A 17,360-nucleotide genomic window follows, 5' to 3' on the forward strand; every position below is an offset into this window, starting at 1 on the left:
AAAGAAATTTTCTATTTTATGCTTTCGGACATCTTGCTTTCTTCAAAAGCTGCCATTTCGGCATCAAATTTTGTCATGCCGCTGTTCTGCAGTTTGCTGATGCGTTCATTGATCTGCAAATAAGCTTTTGGAATGACACGGATGAATTTTGCCGAGAATATTTCCCAATGCTTCAAAATCCGTTTAGCATTCAAACTTCCCGTATAGCGGAAATGTCTGTCGATCATTTCACGCAGTTCTTCAATTTCCTGCGGCTCCGCTAAAGGCTGCAGGTAGACCATATCCGTATTGCAATGCTGGCTGAAACGTTCTCCTTCATCCAGCACATAGGCGATGCCCCCGGACATTCCAGCCGCAAAGTTTTTGCCCGTCTTGCCAAGGATAACTACTCGGCCGCCGGTCATATATTCACAGCCATGGTCGCCGACGCCTTCAACTACAATATCAGCACCGCTGTTTCGGACAGCAAAACGCTCTCCCGCTATTCCGTGGATATAAGCTTCTCCAGCGGATGCGCCGTAGAAAGATACATTTCCGATAATGATATTTTTTTCAGGAATAAAAGTAGAGTCGGCTGCCGGTTTTACAATGATCTTCCCGCCTGACAAGCCCTTTCCAACGAAATCATTTGAATCTCCGATTAATGTCATTGTCATCCCGCGGGGAATGAATGCACCGAAACTTTGGCCGGCTGAGCCCTGGAAATTCAAGTTGATCGTATCTTCAGGCAGCCCTTCAGCGCCGTAGCGTCTCGAAACCGCACTGCCGATGATCGTTCCTGTGGCACGATGGATATTGCGGATGGCTGTCGTCACTTCAACCGGCTCACCCGTTTCTATCGCATTGCCACAGCGCGGCAGAAGTTCTTGGTAATCCAAGGTTTGGTTCAGTCCGTGATCTTGTTTGACCGTAGCGTATCGCCCGACTTTGTCCGGAAGATCCGGCTGGTAAAGCAGCGCAGAGAAATCGACGCCTTTTGCTTTCCAATGGTCGATGGCTTCATTCACTTCCAAAACGTCCGTTCTGCCGATCATTTCATTGATTGAGCGGAATCCGAGCTGAGCCATTAATTCGCGTGCCTCCTGAGCGATAAAGCGCATGAAGTTGACGACATGTTCCGGGTCTCCGCCATATTTTTTCCGGAGCTCCGGATTTTGAGTTGCAATACCGACAGGGCACGTATCCATATGGCAGACGCGCATCATGACGCAGCCAAGCACGACAAGTGGCGCTGTTGAAAAGCCATATTCCTCGGCTCCCAGGAGAGCCGCCATCACAACGTCACGTCCTGTCATCATTTTGCCGTCCGTTTCCACGACAATTCGGTCACGCAATCCGTTCAATAGAAGAGTCTGGTGCGTTTCCGCCAGTCCGATCTCCCACGGCAGGCCAGTGTGTTTCAAACTCGTTTTCGGAGCTGCTCCCGTGCCGCCGTCGTATCCGCTGATCAGCACCAGATCCGCGCGCCCTTTTGCAACCCCGGCCGCTATCGTTCCAACTCCCACTGCCGAAACCAGTTTTACGCTGATGCGTGCATAAGGATTGGCATTTTTCAGGTTAAAGATCAATTCCGCCAAATCTTCGATGGAATAAATATCGTGGTGCGGGGGCGGAGAAATCAGTTCCACGCCAGTCGTCGAACCACGGACCTCCGCAATCCACGGGTACACTTTCTTGCCCGGCAAGTGGCCGCCTTCCCCCGGTTTTGCGCCTTGCGCCACTTTAATCTGGATTTCGTCCGCATTCACCAGATAATGGCTTGTAACGCCAAATCGGCCGGAAGCCACTTGCTTGATTGCGCTTCTGCGGTTTGTGCCGTCTTCATCCGGAATGAAACGGGAAATTTCTTCTCCACCTTCCCCGGAATTGCTGCGTCCTCCGACTTTATTCATGGCAACAGCAAGCGCTTCGTGTGCTTCTTTGCTGATTGAGCCATAAGACATCGCGCCGGTTTTGAAACGCGCACAAATTTCTTCAACAGTTTCCACTTCTTCAAGCGGCACAGGTGCCCGGTCCTTGAACTTCAGCAGTCCGCGCAACGATTGGAGATTCGATTTTTCATCCGTCAGAAGCGCTGAGTATTTTTTAAAAACGTTAAAATCATTGGTTCTGCAGGCCAGCTGCAACGTGTGGATCGTTTTCGGATTGTATTGATGATCTTCGCCATTCTCGCGGTATTGGAATTCATCGCCGGATTCCAGTTCACCATCGCTGCCTGCCTGTTCGGGGTAAGCTCTTGCATGCCGCATGAGCACTTCAGTCCCGATCATATCAAGACCGATGCCTCCCAGCCTTGATGATGTCCGCGTAAAATATTTGTCGATGACATCAAGGCGAATGCCGACAGCTTCGAAAATCTGGGCTCCCCGGTAACTTTGAATTGTGGAAATCCCCATTTTCGACAGCACTTTGATGATCCCGTCAGTAACAGCTTTTATATAATCGCTTTCAGCCTGGAGATAATCCCTGTCTTGAATATCTTCCGTTTCAATCAAATGACGGATGGTGTCAAATGCCAAATAAGGGTTGATGCCTTCAGCGCCATATCCAAGAAGCACCGCAAAATGATGAACTTCTCTTGGTTCTGCCGATTCAAGCAAAATACTCATTTTCGTTCGGATTCCTTCACGAATCAAATGATGATGCAAACCGGAAACTGCAAGTAAGGCAGGTATCGCGGCATATTCTTTATTGGCTCCTCTATCTGACAGAATTAATAAGACAGCACCATCTTTAAAAGCTGCATCCGCTTCCTTAAATAAGGCTTCAAGCCGTTTTTCCATCGCTTCGGCTCCGCCGGAAACAGGGAATAAAATTGACAGCGTCACTGCTTTAAATTCACTTAAAGGATTGAATTTCAATTTTTGTAATTGCTGATTTGTAAGCAGCGGTGTTTCGAGCCGTATATGCCGGCTGCTTGCCGGAGTCGGTTCCACCAAATTGCCTTCCGCTCCGATTGTCGTCCGGGCTGCAGTAATGATTTGTTCACGAATCGCGTCAATCGGCGGATTTGTGACTTGAGCGAATAATTGTTTGAAGTAATTGTAAAGAAGTTGAGGTTTCTTGGACAGTACGGCCAACGGTGAATCATAACCCATGGAACCGACCGGATCTTTGCCCTCAGTCGCAAGTGGTTTAATGATTTTTTGGACTTCTTCCATGGTATAGCCGAATGCCAATTGCTGTTTGACCAACGATTCCGTAACGTCATAGTTCTCTTGAACTTCAGGATCCGGTATATCTTCCAAATCGAACATATTATGTTCTACCCAGTCTTTATAAGGCAGTTCAGCTGCAATCTGCAGTTTGATCTCTTCATCCGGGATGATTTTTCCTTCATCCAAATCAACCAGCAGCATTTTACCCGGGCGTAAACGGTCTTTATAGATGATATCGTCTGAAAAAATGTCCAAAGCGCCAACTTCAGACCCCAGAACGATCATGCCGCTTTTGGTCACATAATAACGTGCCGGACGAAGGCCGTTGCGGTCCAGGCAAGCGGCAATTTGATTGCCATCAGTGAATACCAGTGCTGCAGGGCCGTCCCATGGTTCCATCAAGGTACTGTGGAATTCATAGAAATCCCTTTTCTCTTTTTTGATGGTCGGATCATTAACCCATGGTTCCGGCACCATCATCATTGCCGTATGGGCAAGCGACCGTCCTGATAAATGAAGAAATTCAAAGCAATTGTCGAACATCGAGGAATCACTTCCGCTCTCATCGATGACCGGCAGCACTTTCTTCAAGTCTTCATCATTAAAATATGGTGAACTGCACAAGGCTTGGCGCGCGCGCATCCAATTGACGTTGCCTCGCAATGTATTGAATTCACCATTATGTATGGAATAACGGTTCGGGTGGGATCTTTGCCAGCTGGGAAATGTATTGGTGCTGAAACGTGAGTGGACTAATGCCAACGCCGATTTGAATTCGGGGTGGTTGAGGTCGATGTAAAAAGAATCCAATTGTTCGGGTATTAGCATCCCTTTGTAAACGATTGTCCCTGCCGATAGACTGCTGAAGTAGACATCCCTGAAATCAGGATCAGAACCCATTTCCTGTTCAATTCTCTTACGGATGATGTAAAGCCTTCTTTCAAGGTCCATCCGCCCTTCGAGATTGTCAGCCGCTTCGATAAAAACCTGCCTGATGACCGGTTTTGTTTTTGTTGCTACTTTACCGACAAATGAATCATTGACTGGAACCGGCCGCCAACCGAGACATTGCTGCCCTTCTTCTTCGATGATCCGCTGAATGATTTCTTTCGATTTCATACGGATATCGTAATCCTGCGGCATAAAAATCATGCCGATGCCATATTTGCCTTCAGCCGGAAGGGTAATGCCCTCTTTTTCACATTGCTTCTGGAAAAAGCGGTGGGGAATCTGTGTAAGAATTCCTGCTCCATCACCTGTACTCGTATCAGACGACTGGCCACCTCTATGTTCGAGGTTGCAAAGGATATTGACAGCATTCTGAACAATCGAGTGAGATTTTTCACCATTTATATTCGCAATCATTCCAATGCCGCAAGCTTCATGCTCCTGATCTGGGTTATAAAGTCCCTGGGCATTCGGGTACTCTCTTTTTATCATAATGTTTCCCCCTCTAACACAGTGAAGTGTCATAATATTAGGATAGTATATCATAAAAACTGAATAAATATAAAATTACAACAAATTTTAATAGTCTAAAAATACTGCAAGCGCTTTCATTAATATGATAAAAACAATAAAAAAACACTTCTGTCCGAAGACAGAAGCGTTCAATTATTAACGGGTTCGAAGTCCCGGATGGCGGATAAAAAAGCTTCCCCATATTTTTCGAGTTTATTGGCGCCGACTCCATTGACTTCAAGAAATTCTTCAGCCGTTTTCGGCCGTCTGGCGCACATATCCTGCAAGGATTTATCTGAGAAAATGACAAATGGCGGGACGCCGCCTTGGTCTGCCAGCTCTTTACGGATCTTACGCAGTTCTTCGAAAAGAGGGTCGTTTTCGGAAATCTGCTTCGTCACGACGGCTCCTTTGCGCAAAACCTGCCGTTTGCCGAGCAGTACATCTCTGCCGCCATCAGGGACATAGATGGTCGGGAATGAACCCTGTTCAACCGCAAGCAACTCCTGCGAAATCATGAATTCGATCAAATTGGAAACTTCCTTGGCGCTGTGATGCTTCAGGATTCCATAGGTCGATAGTTTATCAAAGCCAAAATCCAGTATTTTTTTATTGCGCGAGCCTGTCAGTACCTGTGCAGTCATCATCTTACCGAATTTTTGGCCCATGCGGATGACGCACGACAGCACCATCTGAACATCTTTTGTAACATCGAGGCTTTCGCGGTCATCGATGCAATTTCCGCAATGGCCGCAGTGTCCGGCCGCAGTGTCGCCAAAATAATGAATGATGAATTGCTGAAGGCAATTTTCGGTATGGCAATAATCGACCATGCCCTGAAGTTTGACCAGTTCCCCCGGAATCCGGCTCGGATCCTGTGCCTGGTCGATCAGGAAACGCTGTGTTTGAACATCCTGTGATGCATAGAGAACAATACACTCACTTGGCAGTCCGTCACGGCCTGCCCGTCCCGCTTCCTGGTAATAGCTTTCCATATTCTTCGGCAGCTGGTAATGCACAACGTACCTGATATTGCTTTTATCGATGCCCATACCAAAGGCATTGGTGGCCACCATGACCGTCACTTCATCGTTAAGGAATTGCTCCTGGCCGGCCCTTCTTTGATCATCCGGCATGCCTGCATGATATTTTGCGGCTTTGATGCCTTTTTTCAGCAGCATTTCATAGACAGAATCCACCGTTTTACGGGTTGCGGCGTATATGATCCCCGCTTCTTTATCATTTTTCTGGACATATTCCTTCAGGAAGCGCTCCCTGTCCTGCCCGCGGATTACTGAAAATGTCAGATTCGCTCGTTCAAAGCCTGTCATGATGGTATGGCGTTCTTCTATATTCAGAATACGGCAAATATCTTCACGCACTTGAGGTGTTGCGGTCGCAGTCAGCGCCAAAACTGTCGGGTTGTTCGGAAACAGCTCCATCATCCGGCTGATCAGCCGATAGCTCGGCCGAAAATCATGTCCCCATTGTGAAATACAATGGGCTTCGTCCACTGCTATCAGCGGCACATGAACTCCCTGTAATTCATTCAGGAACATTTCGTTGTCCAGGCGTTCCGGTGCAATATACAATAATTTCACAACTCCGCGCTGCACATCATAAAGTGTTTCCCGTACTTCATCAAAATCCATCGAACTATTTATATAAGCAGCCGGGATTCCAGCTGCCAGCAGTGCATCCACTTGGTCTTTCATCAATGAAATCAATGGCGAAACTACGATGGTCGTTCCTTCCATGACCATAGCAGGAATTTGATAGCACATCGATTTACCGCCGCCTGTCGGCATGACGCAAATCGAATTCGAGCCTTCAAAAACTTGGGATATTGCCTGTTCCTGCCCGGTACGGAATGTTTCATAGCCAAAATAAGTCTGCAGTAATTCTCTTGCTTTTTCCAACAATAGTTAACACTCCTATAACTCGATTCGTACTGCATAGCTTACCATATTTCTGCCGTTTTTTCCTGTCCCGCATCCATAAAAACGCCGAAGGCAAAAGCCTCCGGCGCTTGTTGAAATTTCATGCAATTGATTAAATTCCCGGCAGTTCAGTCCATCAGATTTCAAGATCCCAATGTTTAGCTTCTTCTTCTTTCATCTGCTTCTCGGTTTCCTGCGGATAGACAGTACGGAATTTATGGTTGTCCTGCGGAATCACTTCCACCATCTTGGCGATCATATCTTCCGCATCATACTGATCTTCAAGTGCCTGATCGGCTTCTTCCATATCTTCTTTTTTCGTGAAATGAATCTTTTCATCGTACCATTTCCATTTCGCTTCCGCACTGCGGTCATTAAAGCCAGTATCAAAAGCACCTGGATTGATCGTCGCCACTTGCACGCCAAACTCTTCCAGTTCTTTCCGCATCGTTTTGGCTATTGCTTCAATGGTATGTTTGGTTGCGGTATACGGACCCACATACGGCGTCGACATGATGCCGGCCATCGAAGACATGAAAATGATTTTCCCTTTTCCTTTTTCAACAAATTTCCGCGCAGCAATCTGAGCGGTTTCAAGTGTACTGAAAACGTTGACTTCAAAAAGTTCCCTGAAGTTCATCATCGGCACCTCTCCAAGTGGTCCTCCTTCGTTTACAGCTGCATTCGCCACGAAGATATCAAAATCGTAGTCGTGCATCTGGGCCAGATCTTGTGGATTTTTTATATCCATTTTAAAGATTTCCAATTTCACATTTTCAGCTTCGGCCGCTTCCATCAATGAAGTTACTTGCGGTGCAGTTTCAACAGGTGCGATAACACGGTAGCCTTTCTTTGCCAGTCCAAGCGCAGTCCCTTTAGCCAGTCCGCTTCCTGCTCCTGTAATAAATATCGTTTTCGGCATGCAAAATCCCTCCTGAGTTTTTCTTTTCCTAATGGATATCTTCCCCTCAGAAATCGGGTTAAACAAATAAATCCGGCTGAATGCTGTAGAAGCATCTTGCCGGACCGCTGGGTGAAGATCATTTCCCCCAGTTTTTATTATCAAATTCAGCCGCATATTTCGCGTATTTCGCCAGGGCATCCCGCAAAGCCTTTTCATTTTTCGCCAGCATGCGTTCCCTGGTCTTCTTCCGCTTGAACCGCATGCCATAAGCCAATTGTGCTTCTTCATTGGCTTCATTCAATGTTCGAAATTCCCAGGCTACATCACCATCAGGGTCTTTGAGCAATGAAGCGAGCAAAGACGTTTTCCGGTAAAGTTCCTCCGTCGTATATTGTTCCTGATCTCTATATAATAAGCCCACGATAATACTGGCGGGGAGCTCATCATCCACTCCTTGCGACAGATCGGTCAGGAGCTGGATCATCGTGCGTCTGTCACTTGCAAGCGACAAGACATAAAATACATGGGGAATATCTTCAGTCGGGGTTTCTTCAATGAATTCGTCCAGCTCTGCTATCAATTCCTTGGTTTTAAAAAAATCTATGAGGATGCCAAGCCTGTATGTTTGATATAAAGTATAACGCTCCATGGATTAATCGCCTGCTTTTCAAAAAATTAGCTGATTCCTCTAAGCACCCGAGCAATAAGCCGCTCATTTGAATGCTTATATCCTATTTTGACTTTATCACAGAATAAAACGATTCTGACAGCATTACAGCACGGTACAGCATACAAGGCAATAAAAAAACCCATTCCTGACATCGGAATGAGTAGCCGTTAAAAAAGCCGCCAGTTATGAAGTTGCCATACCAAAGCTTCCCATGCGCCGTTTCACTTTAATGTAGGATGCCGCTTCCGCTATTTCATCGTGATTCAATGGTTTATCATCCAGCAGCAGATTATAATCTGCAAAACTCGTTAAATTCTGTAAATCCAGATCGATTCTCCGTTCTTCACGGTCGAGTAAATTGTCCACTGACACTTCGAAATAATCCGCCAGTCGCGCCAGATGGCTCACAGAAATCTGTTTCTTACCGCTTTCATATGCCCAGACAGTACTCTTGGCAAATCCAATATCATCTGCCAATTTTTCTGGTGATACCCCTTTTTCTTCACGCAATCTTTTTATCTTTTTGCTTAAATCTTCCATTTTAAATAACGCTCCTTCTTTGTTAAAATTCTAACTATTTAAAATATACTGTACATTAATGATATTTACAATATCTTTGTATAATATTTTTAGATGTTTTTGAATATTGTGTGAACTTTCTAAAAAATACTCGATCTTTGAATCCTTATAACCACGCCAAAGGGTTTAATTACTATTTTTTTCATAGTTAATACTGTCCACAAAATAATTATATTAATAAAAAATATCATTTAAGTGATATTTATAGATTAAATTAATAAATGTTTAATATATCCATAATAAAACATAAAAAAAAGCAGCTTTCGCTGCTGCATACTGAACACCTTTAATTAATCGTCTTTTATTTGCATACCAAACTGACGCGCAAACGCCAGCGCCTGATTAGGCGAAACTGTGCATCCCGCCAACTTTTCGATTGTAACCTGTATATTTTCAAACCGGTTGCTGCTGAGGTCGACACCTTTCAGGTCTGTTTCTGCAAAATTGATTTCATTCATGTCACAAGAGGTGAATTCGGTATTTTTTAATTCGGCTTCGTAGAAGTCTGCCTGGCGCATTGAGGAAGTGTCGAATTTCGAAAAAGTGCAAAGCGAAAAACCGAAAGCTGCATAATTGAGGACGCACTCACTAAATAGCGTATGACGGACGCCTGCTTCTGCAAAATTCGTGCCCATCAGTTTCGAATTCCGGAATTCGGTGCGATGAAATACGCACCGGCTGAAGTCAGCATTGGAAAGGTCGCAATTGATGAATACCACATCCACAAATTCGCTTCTCGGCCAGGCAATATCGACAAAATTCACATTCTCGAATACGACTGTATCGATGTGCAATGCACGTTCTGCTGCGAAATCAATTGTTTCCTGCGAGATGCGGCAATTTGTTATGTAATGATCGTCCATCGCTTCTTCAAACAGACTCTCAGGCAGTTCTGCCGGAAGCTTGGGTTCAGCTCTTTTCATTTTGCCCATTTTATACCTCCTACTTTTTGGTTCCCCTTTTCACTTTTGACCCTTATTGTAAATAACCCTTATTTTTGTTAAGTTTACAGCAAAATTACATAGGGAATAGCAGGAAAAAGTGGAAAAGGAGAGACAGGATGGATAATGTAAAGAACACCTTCAAAGAAGTTGTTGCTGCCATTATGCCTGTTACCATTGTAGTCATCTTTTTACAGATTGCAATTATCCGTCTGCCAGCGGAGGCCCTGCTTCAATTTCTCGTTGGTGTTTTCTTTGTCAGCATCGGCTTTTTCCTGTTTTTATTGGGAGTGAATGCGGGTCTTCTTCCCATTGGTGAGTTGATCGGCAAACGTTTGCCAAGAACAAAGAATGCTTGGCTCATCATCGGCACTGGTCTGTTGCTTGGCATTGTCGTAACGATTGCGGAACCGGACCTTCGGGTGCTCGCAACTCAAATCGATAATGTGTCTGATGGCGCAATAAGCGCGACTGTCCTGATTCTTTCCGTTTCACTGGGTTTAGCTATTTTCGTCGCTTTGGCAATGGTTCGGACACTCTTTAACATCCCCTTGCATTTTGTGCTGCTTGCCGGATATGCCGCTGTCTTTCTCTTATCTTTCTTTGTGCCGGAAGCTTTTGTACCGATTTCTTTTGATTCCGGAGGAGTCACCACCGGACCGATGGCTGTGCCATTCATTCTTGCGCTGGGGATCGGCGTTGCATCTTCTCTGAGGCCGCGTGATTCCAAAGATGGAACAGAAGGATTCGGATTGATCGGTCTCGCTTCGATCGGCCCGATACTGGCAGTCATGATTCTGGGGGTGATTTTCTGATGGAAATCCATGTTTTCGAAGGATTCGGGAGTGTCCTCAAGGAAGTGGCGGTTGCTCTGGTACCGTTGCTTATTTTCTTCGGAATCTTTCAGATTTTCATGCTGAAATTGCCATTCAAAAGACTTCAGCAGGTCGGCATCGGCTTTATACTGACTTTTCTCGGCCTTTCATTTTTTCTGCAAGGCGTCCATGTAGGCTTCATGCCCGTCGGTGAGTTGATGGGCCAGTCTCTTGGTGAAGGAAATACGAAATGGTTTCTTATCCCCATCGGTTTTATCCTCGGCTTTGCCGCCACTTTCGCCGAACCGGCCGTCAGCATCATGAATGATGAAGTCGATGAAGTTACCGGCGGTTATATTTCTGCCCGGTTAATGCTTTACACATTATCTGTCGGAGTCGGTTTTTCTATCGCTTTATCGATGCTGCGGATACTGACCGGAATTTCACTGTGGTATTTTTTAATACCGGGCTATCTGATTGTAGTTGTTTTAATTTTCTTGTCACGCGATATTTTTATTGCCATCGCCTTTGACTCAGGTGGGGTGGCCACCGGTCCAATGACCGTCACGTTCATATCTTCCCTGGCCGTCGGAGTCGCATCTGTAACAGCCGGACGGGATCCGCTCGCAGATGGATTCGGGTTGATTGCGCTTGTGGCATTGACCCCGATCATCTCTGTGCTTATTCTGGGGCTTATTTTCAATAGGAAAGGCGGGAACAGAACCGATGAATCTTAACCATAAACTGATGATTGCGATTGTCAAAAGAGGTTATTCGCGGCCGGTCATTGCCGAAGCGAAAAAAGCCGGGGCAGACGGAGCCACCATTGTTTACGGAGAAGGAATCGGAAGAAATGAAAAGCCGACTTTCCTTGGACTGCCCGTTACTCATGAAAAAGATGTAATCTTCATCGCTGTCGATGGAGAAATTGAAGCACCTGTCGCTGAAGCTGTAAGCCGTGAAGGCAAGTTGGGGAAATCAGGTTATGGGCTGGGATTCACGGTTCACTTGAGCAAACTTCTCGGTGTTCCCCATTTGACGAAACGGCCTGATGACCGCAGAAAAAAGAAAGGGGAGAAAATCATGGACAGCGCACTGCATGAATTTCAACTGATTGTGACCATCGTCAATACTGGTGATTCCCAGAAAGTCATCAAGGCGGCAGCGGATGCTGGTGCTGAAGGCGGCACAATTTTAAACGGCCGCGGCACCGGTGTAAATGAACGCCAGACTTTTATGAATTTTACGATCGACCCTGAAAAAGATGTCATATTGACCTTGGTCCCAGCCAGCTATACAGATAAAGTGGTCACCAGCATCGAGCAGGCAGTCGACCTGAACGCCCCTGGACGCGGCATCGCCTTTCTGATCGATGTAGAGAATGTATTCGGCGTAAATCACTCGTCGTTGGATTTTAAGTGAGAAAAGCGGAAGTGCCCATGTAGCCCCGACAAGCGCTGGAAGCCTTGACGGTAATGGCGTTCTTTGCCATTGTCGGCAAGGCTGAAGCGACTCGAGGGGCTGGGCACTGGAGTCTGGACATGGAAAAGCGGAAACGGCCGCTCAGCTCCGACAAGCGTAAGACGATTTGGCGAAATGGCGTCATTCCAGCCATGCAGCCAAAGTGGCTTACGACTCGAGGAGTTGGCCGTTGGAGTCTGGACATGGAAAAGCGGAAGCGGTGACAAAAGAAAAAGCGCCGCAATCTTCCTTGCGGCGCTTTCCTTATTATTTTTTGAACAAAGTGATCAGGACAATCCAGATGGGATTGCGATCCGGCTTCACGTCTTTCCGGCGGCTTTTCGTACGGGACGCTTCCACTTCCGAGCGAATGTCTTCCATTCTTTGTCTAACTGCCATTTCATCTGTTTGAAACATCAGTTTTCCTCCTCATTATCGGGACCCGCAGCGCCGTTCGAAAATTGTGGCCGTATTTCGGTCACCAGAATCGCCGGCAGCGAAATCCTGTGTTATTTTTTATTGCTTGATTTGTATATTCACGACCACATAAACTTTCATGCGGTTTGATATTCCAGGTTTCCACAGTTGCTGCGCCTTCTTCTTCATAGCTCATCCCGACTTCCCTCCTACAGTGACAGTTCTCCGATATTATTGGACTCCTGCGGTTTGCTCTCCTCCTGTTTCTCTTGCTTCAGTGAAATCCGTCCCGCATTGGCCCGGACTTTCCCTTGCAATACCCCTTTGGTTTCGGCTGTGGCCGCCTGCACCTCCCCGAAAATATCCATTGTTTCCAATTTTGTCGAGAGTGTATCGGCAGCTACATCTTCATCGATTATCAGAATGCCATCGACTACCAGGTTTACTGGCTCCTGCAGAGATTCAAACTGGCTGTTTGACCAGTGTTCTTCGCCTTCAATCAAGATGAAACGATTGCTGTACGACAGCACTTCCGTTTCCAGCCGTTCCAATTTTTCGTACAAAAGATCTTCAATCTCTTCGCTGCAGATGATGAACGATTTCGAGTCGATGCGGTCGATTGAATTTTCAAGCGCCGCTCTCGGAACATCCGCCTCGAAAATAATCGGTTTTTTCGTCATCAATTTTTCATTGCGGAAGCTCTTGATCGAACGCGAATTAATGCGCAGCGCTTTCTTCAAGATTCGGTAGCCCGCCGGAATCACTTCGATGACGCCATTTGGAGCCGTATCCATCTTCCGGTGCAGCAGCGCTTCCTGCTCTTCATGCACGGACACCAGGCCGTTGACTGCGATTTTCTTGATCTTTGATTCGAATAAAGCTGCATCAATATCCGTCGGGATGGTCAGCATGCCGTTGACTACCAGATGCACCGGCTCATCCGCCGCTTCCAGAAAAGCATTGCTTAAGGTGATGCTGCCGTTTTCAAGCCGCGGCGGCGCGCCTTCATAAACTTCTATCGTACGGCTGCCCTGTGAAAATTGCTGGTTCACTTGTCCAGCTAATTTAGACGGTGTATAGATTTCACCATTTACAATAATGTCGAGCAGCCCTTTCTTCAACTGGTCCGGTTGAACGTCGTGCGCGATGATCAGCATGCCGTTCAGCACCATCTTCATCGGCTGATCGATTGAATCGAGGTAGTCCTTATTGATTTCAAGCGTACCATTGTAGTAATTGAAGTCGTCCGGCACTTCGATTGTCTTTCCGATATTGCCGACATTCAGCGCCGCCAAAAGATGCGATTGGCCGCTTCTGTAAAGCACCAGGCCAACGTTTCCGATCTTTTCATAAGCCTGGACACTTTGTTCTGTTGCATTCAATAAATTCAATACGCCTACATTGCCGACTGTCTGTTTCATCCTTATTCCTCCTCAAATATGTCTCTTAATTTTTTAATCGCAAAATGCAGCTTGTACCTGATGGTCGCTGCCGGGACTTGAAGCTGGTCCCCAATTTCTTTGCTGGTCATCCCCAGCCAATAACGCTTGAATACAAGATCGCCCATTTCCGGAGTAAGGTGCGACAGCAATTCAGTCATCTCCAGCCGGTTGACCGCCAATGCCTGTTCCGGAAAATCCATTTCTTCTTCCCACTCTGAAATGCGCTGGTCTTTCCGCCGATCATCAATCAGCCGATTTTTCATCACCCGGAAAAACCAAGCACGCTGCTTATAGTCAGGCAGATTCACCAGCTCTTTTTCCTTGAGCGATTTTTCGAGAGCGTCCTGGATCAGATCATCAGCTTCCTGCTCGTGCCGGGAAATGGAACGGGCGAAACGGATCAGATCAGTTTTCAAGTTTTCGTACATCGTTTCAGTATCCATTCCATTCCCCGCTTTCTCATTTATTGCCTCTCTCATTAAGATAACGGATGAACAAGCGAAAGTGTTTGAGAGAAATAAAAAAAATCCGGCAAACCGTCGAAACGGCTTGCCGGACTTTCATCTTTTATTAATATTTTTCAGCCTCGTGCCCTTTTTTAGCTGCACCCTGCGCCAATTTGTTGGAAGCAGGCTGCCCCATCAATTTTGGTTCAGAATTTTTCATCTGTTTCATCGCTTCCAGTTTTTCCTCAAGATTCTCACGTACACGGCGGCCATAATCTTCATCCGCCTGTGTGAAGTGCTCAATCATTTCATCCTGGATGCGCGGGTCGCAGACAGAAAGGGCATCACCGAGGTTATTGATCAGCTCATCGCGTTCCCAGTCTTCGAAGCTGCGGTATGTTTCACCCGCTTGTCCGAAGTTATTGGTACGGTCAATCGGCGCTTTCATAAGACGGTCATTATAAGCCGGTTCATGATCCGGTGTTCCTTCCTTATCCGCTTCCTTGAAGCCGCCCAGTACGGATGGTTCATAGTTGATGGAAGGATTCGATGGATTTTCATGCGGATTTTTGACATCCATCATGCCGCGCTGCTGATTCGTCGCTACACGTTTCTTCGGTGCATTGACCGGAAGCTTCAGGTAGTTGGCGCCCAAACGGTAACGCTGCGTATCTGAGTAAGAGAACGTGCGGCCTTGCAGCATTTTATCATCTGAGAAATCCAGACCATCGACAAGGACGCCTGTTCCGAAGGCAGCCTGTTCGATTTCAGCATGGTGATCGACCGGGTTGCGGTTCAATACCATCTTGCCGACAGGAAGGAATGGGAATTTATCCTGCGGCCATAGTTTCGTGTCATCCAATGGATCGAAGTCGAGCTCCGGATGCTCATCATCGCTCATGATCTGAACGAATAATTCCCATTCCGGATAATCTCCATTTTCGATGGCTTCATACAAATCCTGTGTCGCGTGGCCCACATTTTCAGCCTGGATTTCACTGGCTTCTTTCTGTGTCAAATTGCGGATGCCCTGTTTCGGCTCCCAATGATATTTAACAAGAACTGCTTCGCCTTTGTCATTCACCCATTTATAAGTGTTGACGCCGGAACCTTGCATGTGGCGGTAAGTCGCAGGTATGCCCCATGGCGAGAACAGCAGCGTGATCATATGCGTCGCTTCAGGTGAACGCGCCACGAAATCGAACATGCGCTGCGGATCCGGAATATTTGATGCAGGGTCTGTTTTAAAGGCATGAATCATATCCGGGAATTTCATCGCATCACGGATAAAGAAGATTTTCAGGTTGTTGCCGACCAAGTCCCAGTTTCCGTCTTCTGTATACATCTTAACCGCAAAACCACGCGGGTCGCGGTCAGTTTCCGGGGAGTGGCGCGATCCTGCCACTGTCGAAAAGCGGACCATCAACGGTGTTTGCTTGCCTTTGCCTGAAAATACTTTAGCTCTTGTATATTTTTCCACCGGCTCGTCGCCGACTGTACCATATGTTTCGAAATAACCGAAAGCTCCTGTACCTCTGGCGTGGACAATGCGTTCAGGAATTTCTTCACGGTCGAAGTGGGAAATTTTTTCTATGAAATGATAGTTTTCCAATGTAGCCGGACCACGGTTTCCGACAGTCCGTATATTCTGATTGTCTTTAACCGGATGGCCTTGACGGGTCGTCAGAGTTTCTTCGTTCTCTCCGGTTCCCATTTTCCGGTGTTTCTCTTCATTGTTTTCCTTCATAATAGAATCCTCCTTCGCATACTTGTATCACCTACTATTCTTCCCATTATCCAAATTATTAAACCTCACTCTAAATGAAAAATGATTATTTGCCTGCAGATGGACAAAGCGCCGAGGATATGAAAAAATTAGGAATAGAACAACCATATGAAAGCAGGGCTGAACATGAGCATCGAGTTGAAAGAAAGAGGGAGATTTGATCCCCTGAAAGTTTTTTTGAAAGTTACGGCAGCTTATTTACTTTCTTTCTTCCCCACCTTCAAAGGTGATAAGAAAATAGTTTTGGTCGGTGGTAACCTTGGCGAGAAGTACGAGGACAATGCGGCCGTCTTCCATAAATACCTGATCGCCAATCATCAGGATAAAGTCACTGCATACTGGATGTATGATCCGAAAAAATCCTACGCACATGACAAGCAGCTCGCCAACGCTGTCCCACTCGGAAGTTTCCGGAACTACCGCCTTTTCTTCAAAGCTGATTATTCATTCCATGGCCATTCGCTGATGTATGACATTGCGCCATCCGTCGATAAATTCCTGTTCCTTAACCGGAAGACGATCATCACCCATGTCAGCCACGGAATCGAAGGGTTCAAGAGAATTCTGATCCAAAAAGAAGATGTTCCTTTATTGGCGCGGACGGATTACTTTAACTGTGCTTCGGAATATGAAAAAGATCTGAAGCTCAATCAATGGAAGATTCCGGAGAATAAACTGATCGTCACCGGATTTCCGCGTTTCGACCGTTTCCAGACAAATAAGCCTGCGCCGCAAGTCCGTAAGATTTTAATGATGATGACTTGGCGTGAATGGCTTTTCGATTTGACTGAAGAGGAATTCGTCGAAAGCGATTATTTCAATAACACGCTTGGACTTGTTAGCCACGAAGGCATACGCAAACTGATTTCCGAAAACGATCTGCATATGCGCGTCGCGCTGCATCCGTTCATGCGTAAATTCGAAAAGCACTTTACCGGCCTGGACCATCCGGAGAGCGGCATCGAATTCCAGGATTTCAACCATGCCTCCATTGAAAAAGCCATTGTCGAAAATGACATGCTCCTCACCGATATCACAAGCGTCTCCTGGGATTTCCTTTATCTCAATAAACCCATCATCTTCAATATGTTCGATAAAGAGGAATACATGGCGCGGCGCGGGACTTACCTGAGCCTCGACACAGATCTTTATGGCTATAAAGCCGATTCGCTCGAAGAAGTGTATCAATATCTTAAAAAGATCGTCGAAGAAAATATCACGACGAACGAGTGGTACCCGAAAGCACCACTCTACATCGATTATTTCGATCAGAACAATTGCGAGCGGTTGGCAAAGCACGTTATAGGGATTTAAATGAAAAGAGCGTCCGGAGAATTTCC

16 protein-coding genes are annotated in these 17,360 nt (G+C 46.3%); 5 read left to right on the forward strand and 11 right to left on the reverse strand.

What is annotated here, in order from left to right; genetic code table 11:
- Positions 1-11: 11 nt before the first annotated feature.
- The 6 genes from gltB to D2910_RS05580 form a co-directional block, all read right to left on the reverse strand.
- A complete protein-coding gene (gltB, locus tag D2910_RS05555; protein WP_117312680.1) occupies positions 12-4,598 on the reverse strand; it encodes a glutamate synthase large subunit in 4,587 nt (1,528 codons plus the stop codon).
- A 170-nt stretch (positions 4,599-4,768) separates the two neighbouring features.
- Positions 4,769-6,541, reverse strand: coding sequence for a DNA helicase RecQ (gene recQ, locus D2910_RS05560; RefSeq protein ID WP_117312681.1), 1,773 nt, complete (start codon positions 6,539-6,541; stop codon positions 4,769-4,771).
- 154 nt (positions 6,542-6,695) lie between these two features.
- Positions 6,696-7,481 carry an SDR family oxidoreductase gene (locus D2910_RS05565; protein WP_084243904.1) on the reverse strand — a complete coding sequence of 262 codons (786 nt, stop codon included), beginning with the start codon at positions 7,479-7,481 and terminating at the stop codon, positions 6,696-6,698.
- A 118-nt stretch (positions 7,482-7,599) separates the two neighbouring features.
- The gene (locus D2910_RS05570) at positions 7,600-8,112 is read right to left on the reverse strand and encodes a hypothetical protein (protein ID WP_084243903.1); all 513 of its coding nucleotides are present in this window, start codon (positions 8,110-8,112) and stop codon (positions 7,600-7,602) included.
- A gap of 204 nt (positions 8,113-8,316) precedes the next feature.
- Positions 8,317-8,673 (reverse strand): helix-turn-helix domain-containing protein, encoded by a 357-nt coding sequence (locus D2910_RS05575; RefSeq protein WP_101803187.1) that lies wholly within the window; start codon positions 8,671-8,673, stop codon positions 8,317-8,319.
- Positions 8,674-9,002: 329 nt separating this feature from the next.
- Positions 9,003-9,644 (reverse strand): pentapeptide repeat-containing protein, encoded by a 642-nt coding sequence (locus D2910_RS05580; protein ID WP_117312682.1) that lies wholly within the window; start codon positions 9,642-9,644, stop codon positions 9,003-9,005.
- 128 nt (positions 9,645-9,772) lie between these two features.
- Here D2910_RS05580 and D2910_RS05585 point away from each other — a divergent pair, with 128 nt between their 5' ends.
- Genes D2910_RS05585 through D2910_RS05600 form a run of 4 tightly spaced genes read left to right on the forward strand, consistent with a single transcriptional unit; the run spans position 9,773 to position 12,153 of the window.
- Entirely contained in the window at positions 9,773-10,468 is a 696-nt protein-coding gene (locus D2910_RS05585; RefSeq protein WP_117312683.1) for a DUF1538 domain-containing protein, read from the forward strand.
- Complete coding sequence (locus D2910_RS05590) at positions 10,468-11,205, forward strand: DUF1538 domain-containing protein (protein ID WP_117312684.1); 738 nt, start codon at positions 10,468-10,470, stop codon at positions 11,203-11,205. Before D2910_RS05585 ends, D2910_RS05590 begins: the two co-directional genes overlap by 1 nt.
- Complete coding sequence (locus D2910_RS05595) at positions 11,195-11,890, forward strand: P-II family nitrogen regulator (protein WP_117312685.1); 696 nt, start codon at positions 11,195-11,197, stop codon at positions 11,888-11,890. Before D2910_RS05590 ends, D2910_RS05595 begins: the two co-directional genes overlap by 11 nt.
- Positions 11,891-11,934: 44 nt before the next feature.
- Entirely contained in the window at positions 11,935-12,153 is a 219-nt protein-coding gene (locus tag D2910_RS05600; RefSeq protein ID WP_133299071.1) for a hypothetical protein, read from the forward strand.
- Between the two features lie 43 nt (positions 12,154-12,196).
- Here the strand turns inward: D2910_RS05600 and D2910_RS16835 are convergent, their stop codons facing one another.
- The 5 genes from D2910_RS16835 to D2910_RS05615 all read right to left on the reverse strand — a co-directional run bounded on the left by D2910_RS16835 (position 12,197) and on the right by D2910_RS05615 (position 15,981).
- On the reverse strand, positions 12,197-12,346 hold the full coding sequence (locus tag D2910_RS16835) for a hypothetical protein (protein ID WP_165850139.1): 150 nt from the start codon (positions 12,344-12,346) through the stop codon (positions 12,197-12,199).
- A gap of 61 nt (positions 12,347-12,407) precedes the next feature.
- Positions 12,408-12,542 (reverse strand): hypothetical protein, encoded by a 135-nt coding sequence (locus D2910_RS17085; protein WP_276310417.1) that lies wholly within the window; start codon positions 12,540-12,542, stop codon positions 12,408-12,410.
- Positions 12,543-12,555: 13 nt separating this feature from the next.
- Complete coding sequence (locus tag D2910_RS05605; protein WP_117312687.1) at positions 12,556-13,767, reverse strand: hypothetical protein; 1,212 nt, start codon at positions 13,765-13,767, stop codon at positions 12,556-12,558.
- 2 nt (positions 13,768-13,769) lie between these two features.
- Positions 13,770-14,267, reverse strand: coding sequence for an RNA polymerase sigma factor (locus tag D2910_RS05610; RefSeq protein ID WP_276310418.1), 498 nt, complete (start codon positions 14,265-14,267; stop codon positions 13,770-13,772).
- 91 nt (positions 14,268-14,358) lie between these two features.
- Complete coding sequence (locus tag D2910_RS05615; protein WP_240633554.1) at positions 14,359-15,981, reverse strand: catalase; 1,623 nt, start codon at positions 15,979-15,981, stop codon at positions 14,359-14,361.
- 165 nt (positions 15,982-16,146) lie between these two features.
- Between D2910_RS05615 and D2910_RS05620 the strand changes: the two genes are divergently transcribed.
- Complete coding sequence (locus D2910_RS05620; protein ID WP_084243894.1) at positions 16,147-17,334, forward strand: CDP-glycerol glycerophosphotransferase family protein; 1,188 nt, start codon at positions 16,147-16,149, stop codon at positions 17,332-17,334.
- The last annotated feature ends 26 nt before the right edge of the window (positions 17,335-17,360 follow it).

Source organism: Planomicrobium okeanokoites, from assembly GCF_003428875.1.
Lineage (GTDB): Bacteria > Bacillota > Bacilli > Bacillales_A > Planococcaceae > Planococcus > Planococcus okeanokoites.

Coding starts and splice junctions, on each gene's coding strand:
- gltB (WP_117312680.1), bottom strand. CDS start 4,598: ATGATAAAAAGAGAGTACCCGAATGCCCAGGGACTTTATAACCCAGAT.
- D2910_RS05605 (WP_117312687.1), bottom strand. CDS start 13,767: ATGAAACAGACAGTCGGCAATGTAGGCGTATTGAATTTATTGAATGCA.
- D2910_RS05565 (WP_084243904.1), bottom strand. CDS start 7,481: ATGCCGAAAACGATATTTATTACAGGAGCAGGAAGCGGACTGGCTAAA.
- D2910_RS05580 (WP_117312682.1), bottom strand. CDS start 9,644: ATGGGCAAAATGAAAAGAGCTGAACCCAAGCTTCCGGCAGAACTGCCT.
- D2910_RS05615 (WP_240633554.1), bottom strand. CDS start 15,981: ATGAAGGAAAACAATGAAGAGAAACACCGGAAAATGGGAACCGGAGAG.
- D2910_RS05620 (WP_084243894.1), top strand. CDS start 16,147: ATGAGCATCGAGTTGAAAGAAAGAGGGAGATTTGATCCCCTGAAAGTT.
- D2910_RS05590 (WP_117312684.1), top strand. CDS start 10,468: ATGGAAATCCATGTTTTCGAAGGATTCGGGAGTGTCCTCAAGGAAGTG.
- D2910_RS17085 (WP_276310417.1), bottom strand. CDS start 12,542: ATGAGCTATGAAGAAGAAGGCGCAGCAACTGTGGAAACCTGGAATATC.
- D2910_RS05610 (WP_276310418.1), bottom strand. CDS start 14,267: ATGAGAGAGGCAATAAATGAGAAAGCGGGGAATGGAATGGATACTGAA.
- D2910_RS05595 (WP_117312685.1), top strand. CDS start 11,195: ATGAATCTTAACCATAAACTGATGATTGCGATTGTCAAAAGAGGTTAT.
- D2910_RS05575 (WP_101803187.1), bottom strand. CDS start 8,673: ATGGAAGATTTAAGCAAAAAGATAAAAAGATTGCGTGAAGAAAAAGGG.
- D2910_RS16835 (WP_165850139.1), bottom strand. CDS start 12,346: ATGTTTCAAACAGATGAAATGGCAGTTAGACAAAGAATGGAAGACATT.
- D2910_RS05570 (WP_084243903.1), bottom strand. CDS start 8,112: ATGGAGCGTTATACTTTATATCAAACATACAGGCTTGGCATCCTCATA.
- D2910_RS05585 (WP_117312683.1), top strand. CDS start 9,773: ATGGATAATGTAAAGAACACCTTCAAAGAAGTTGTTGCTGCCATTATG.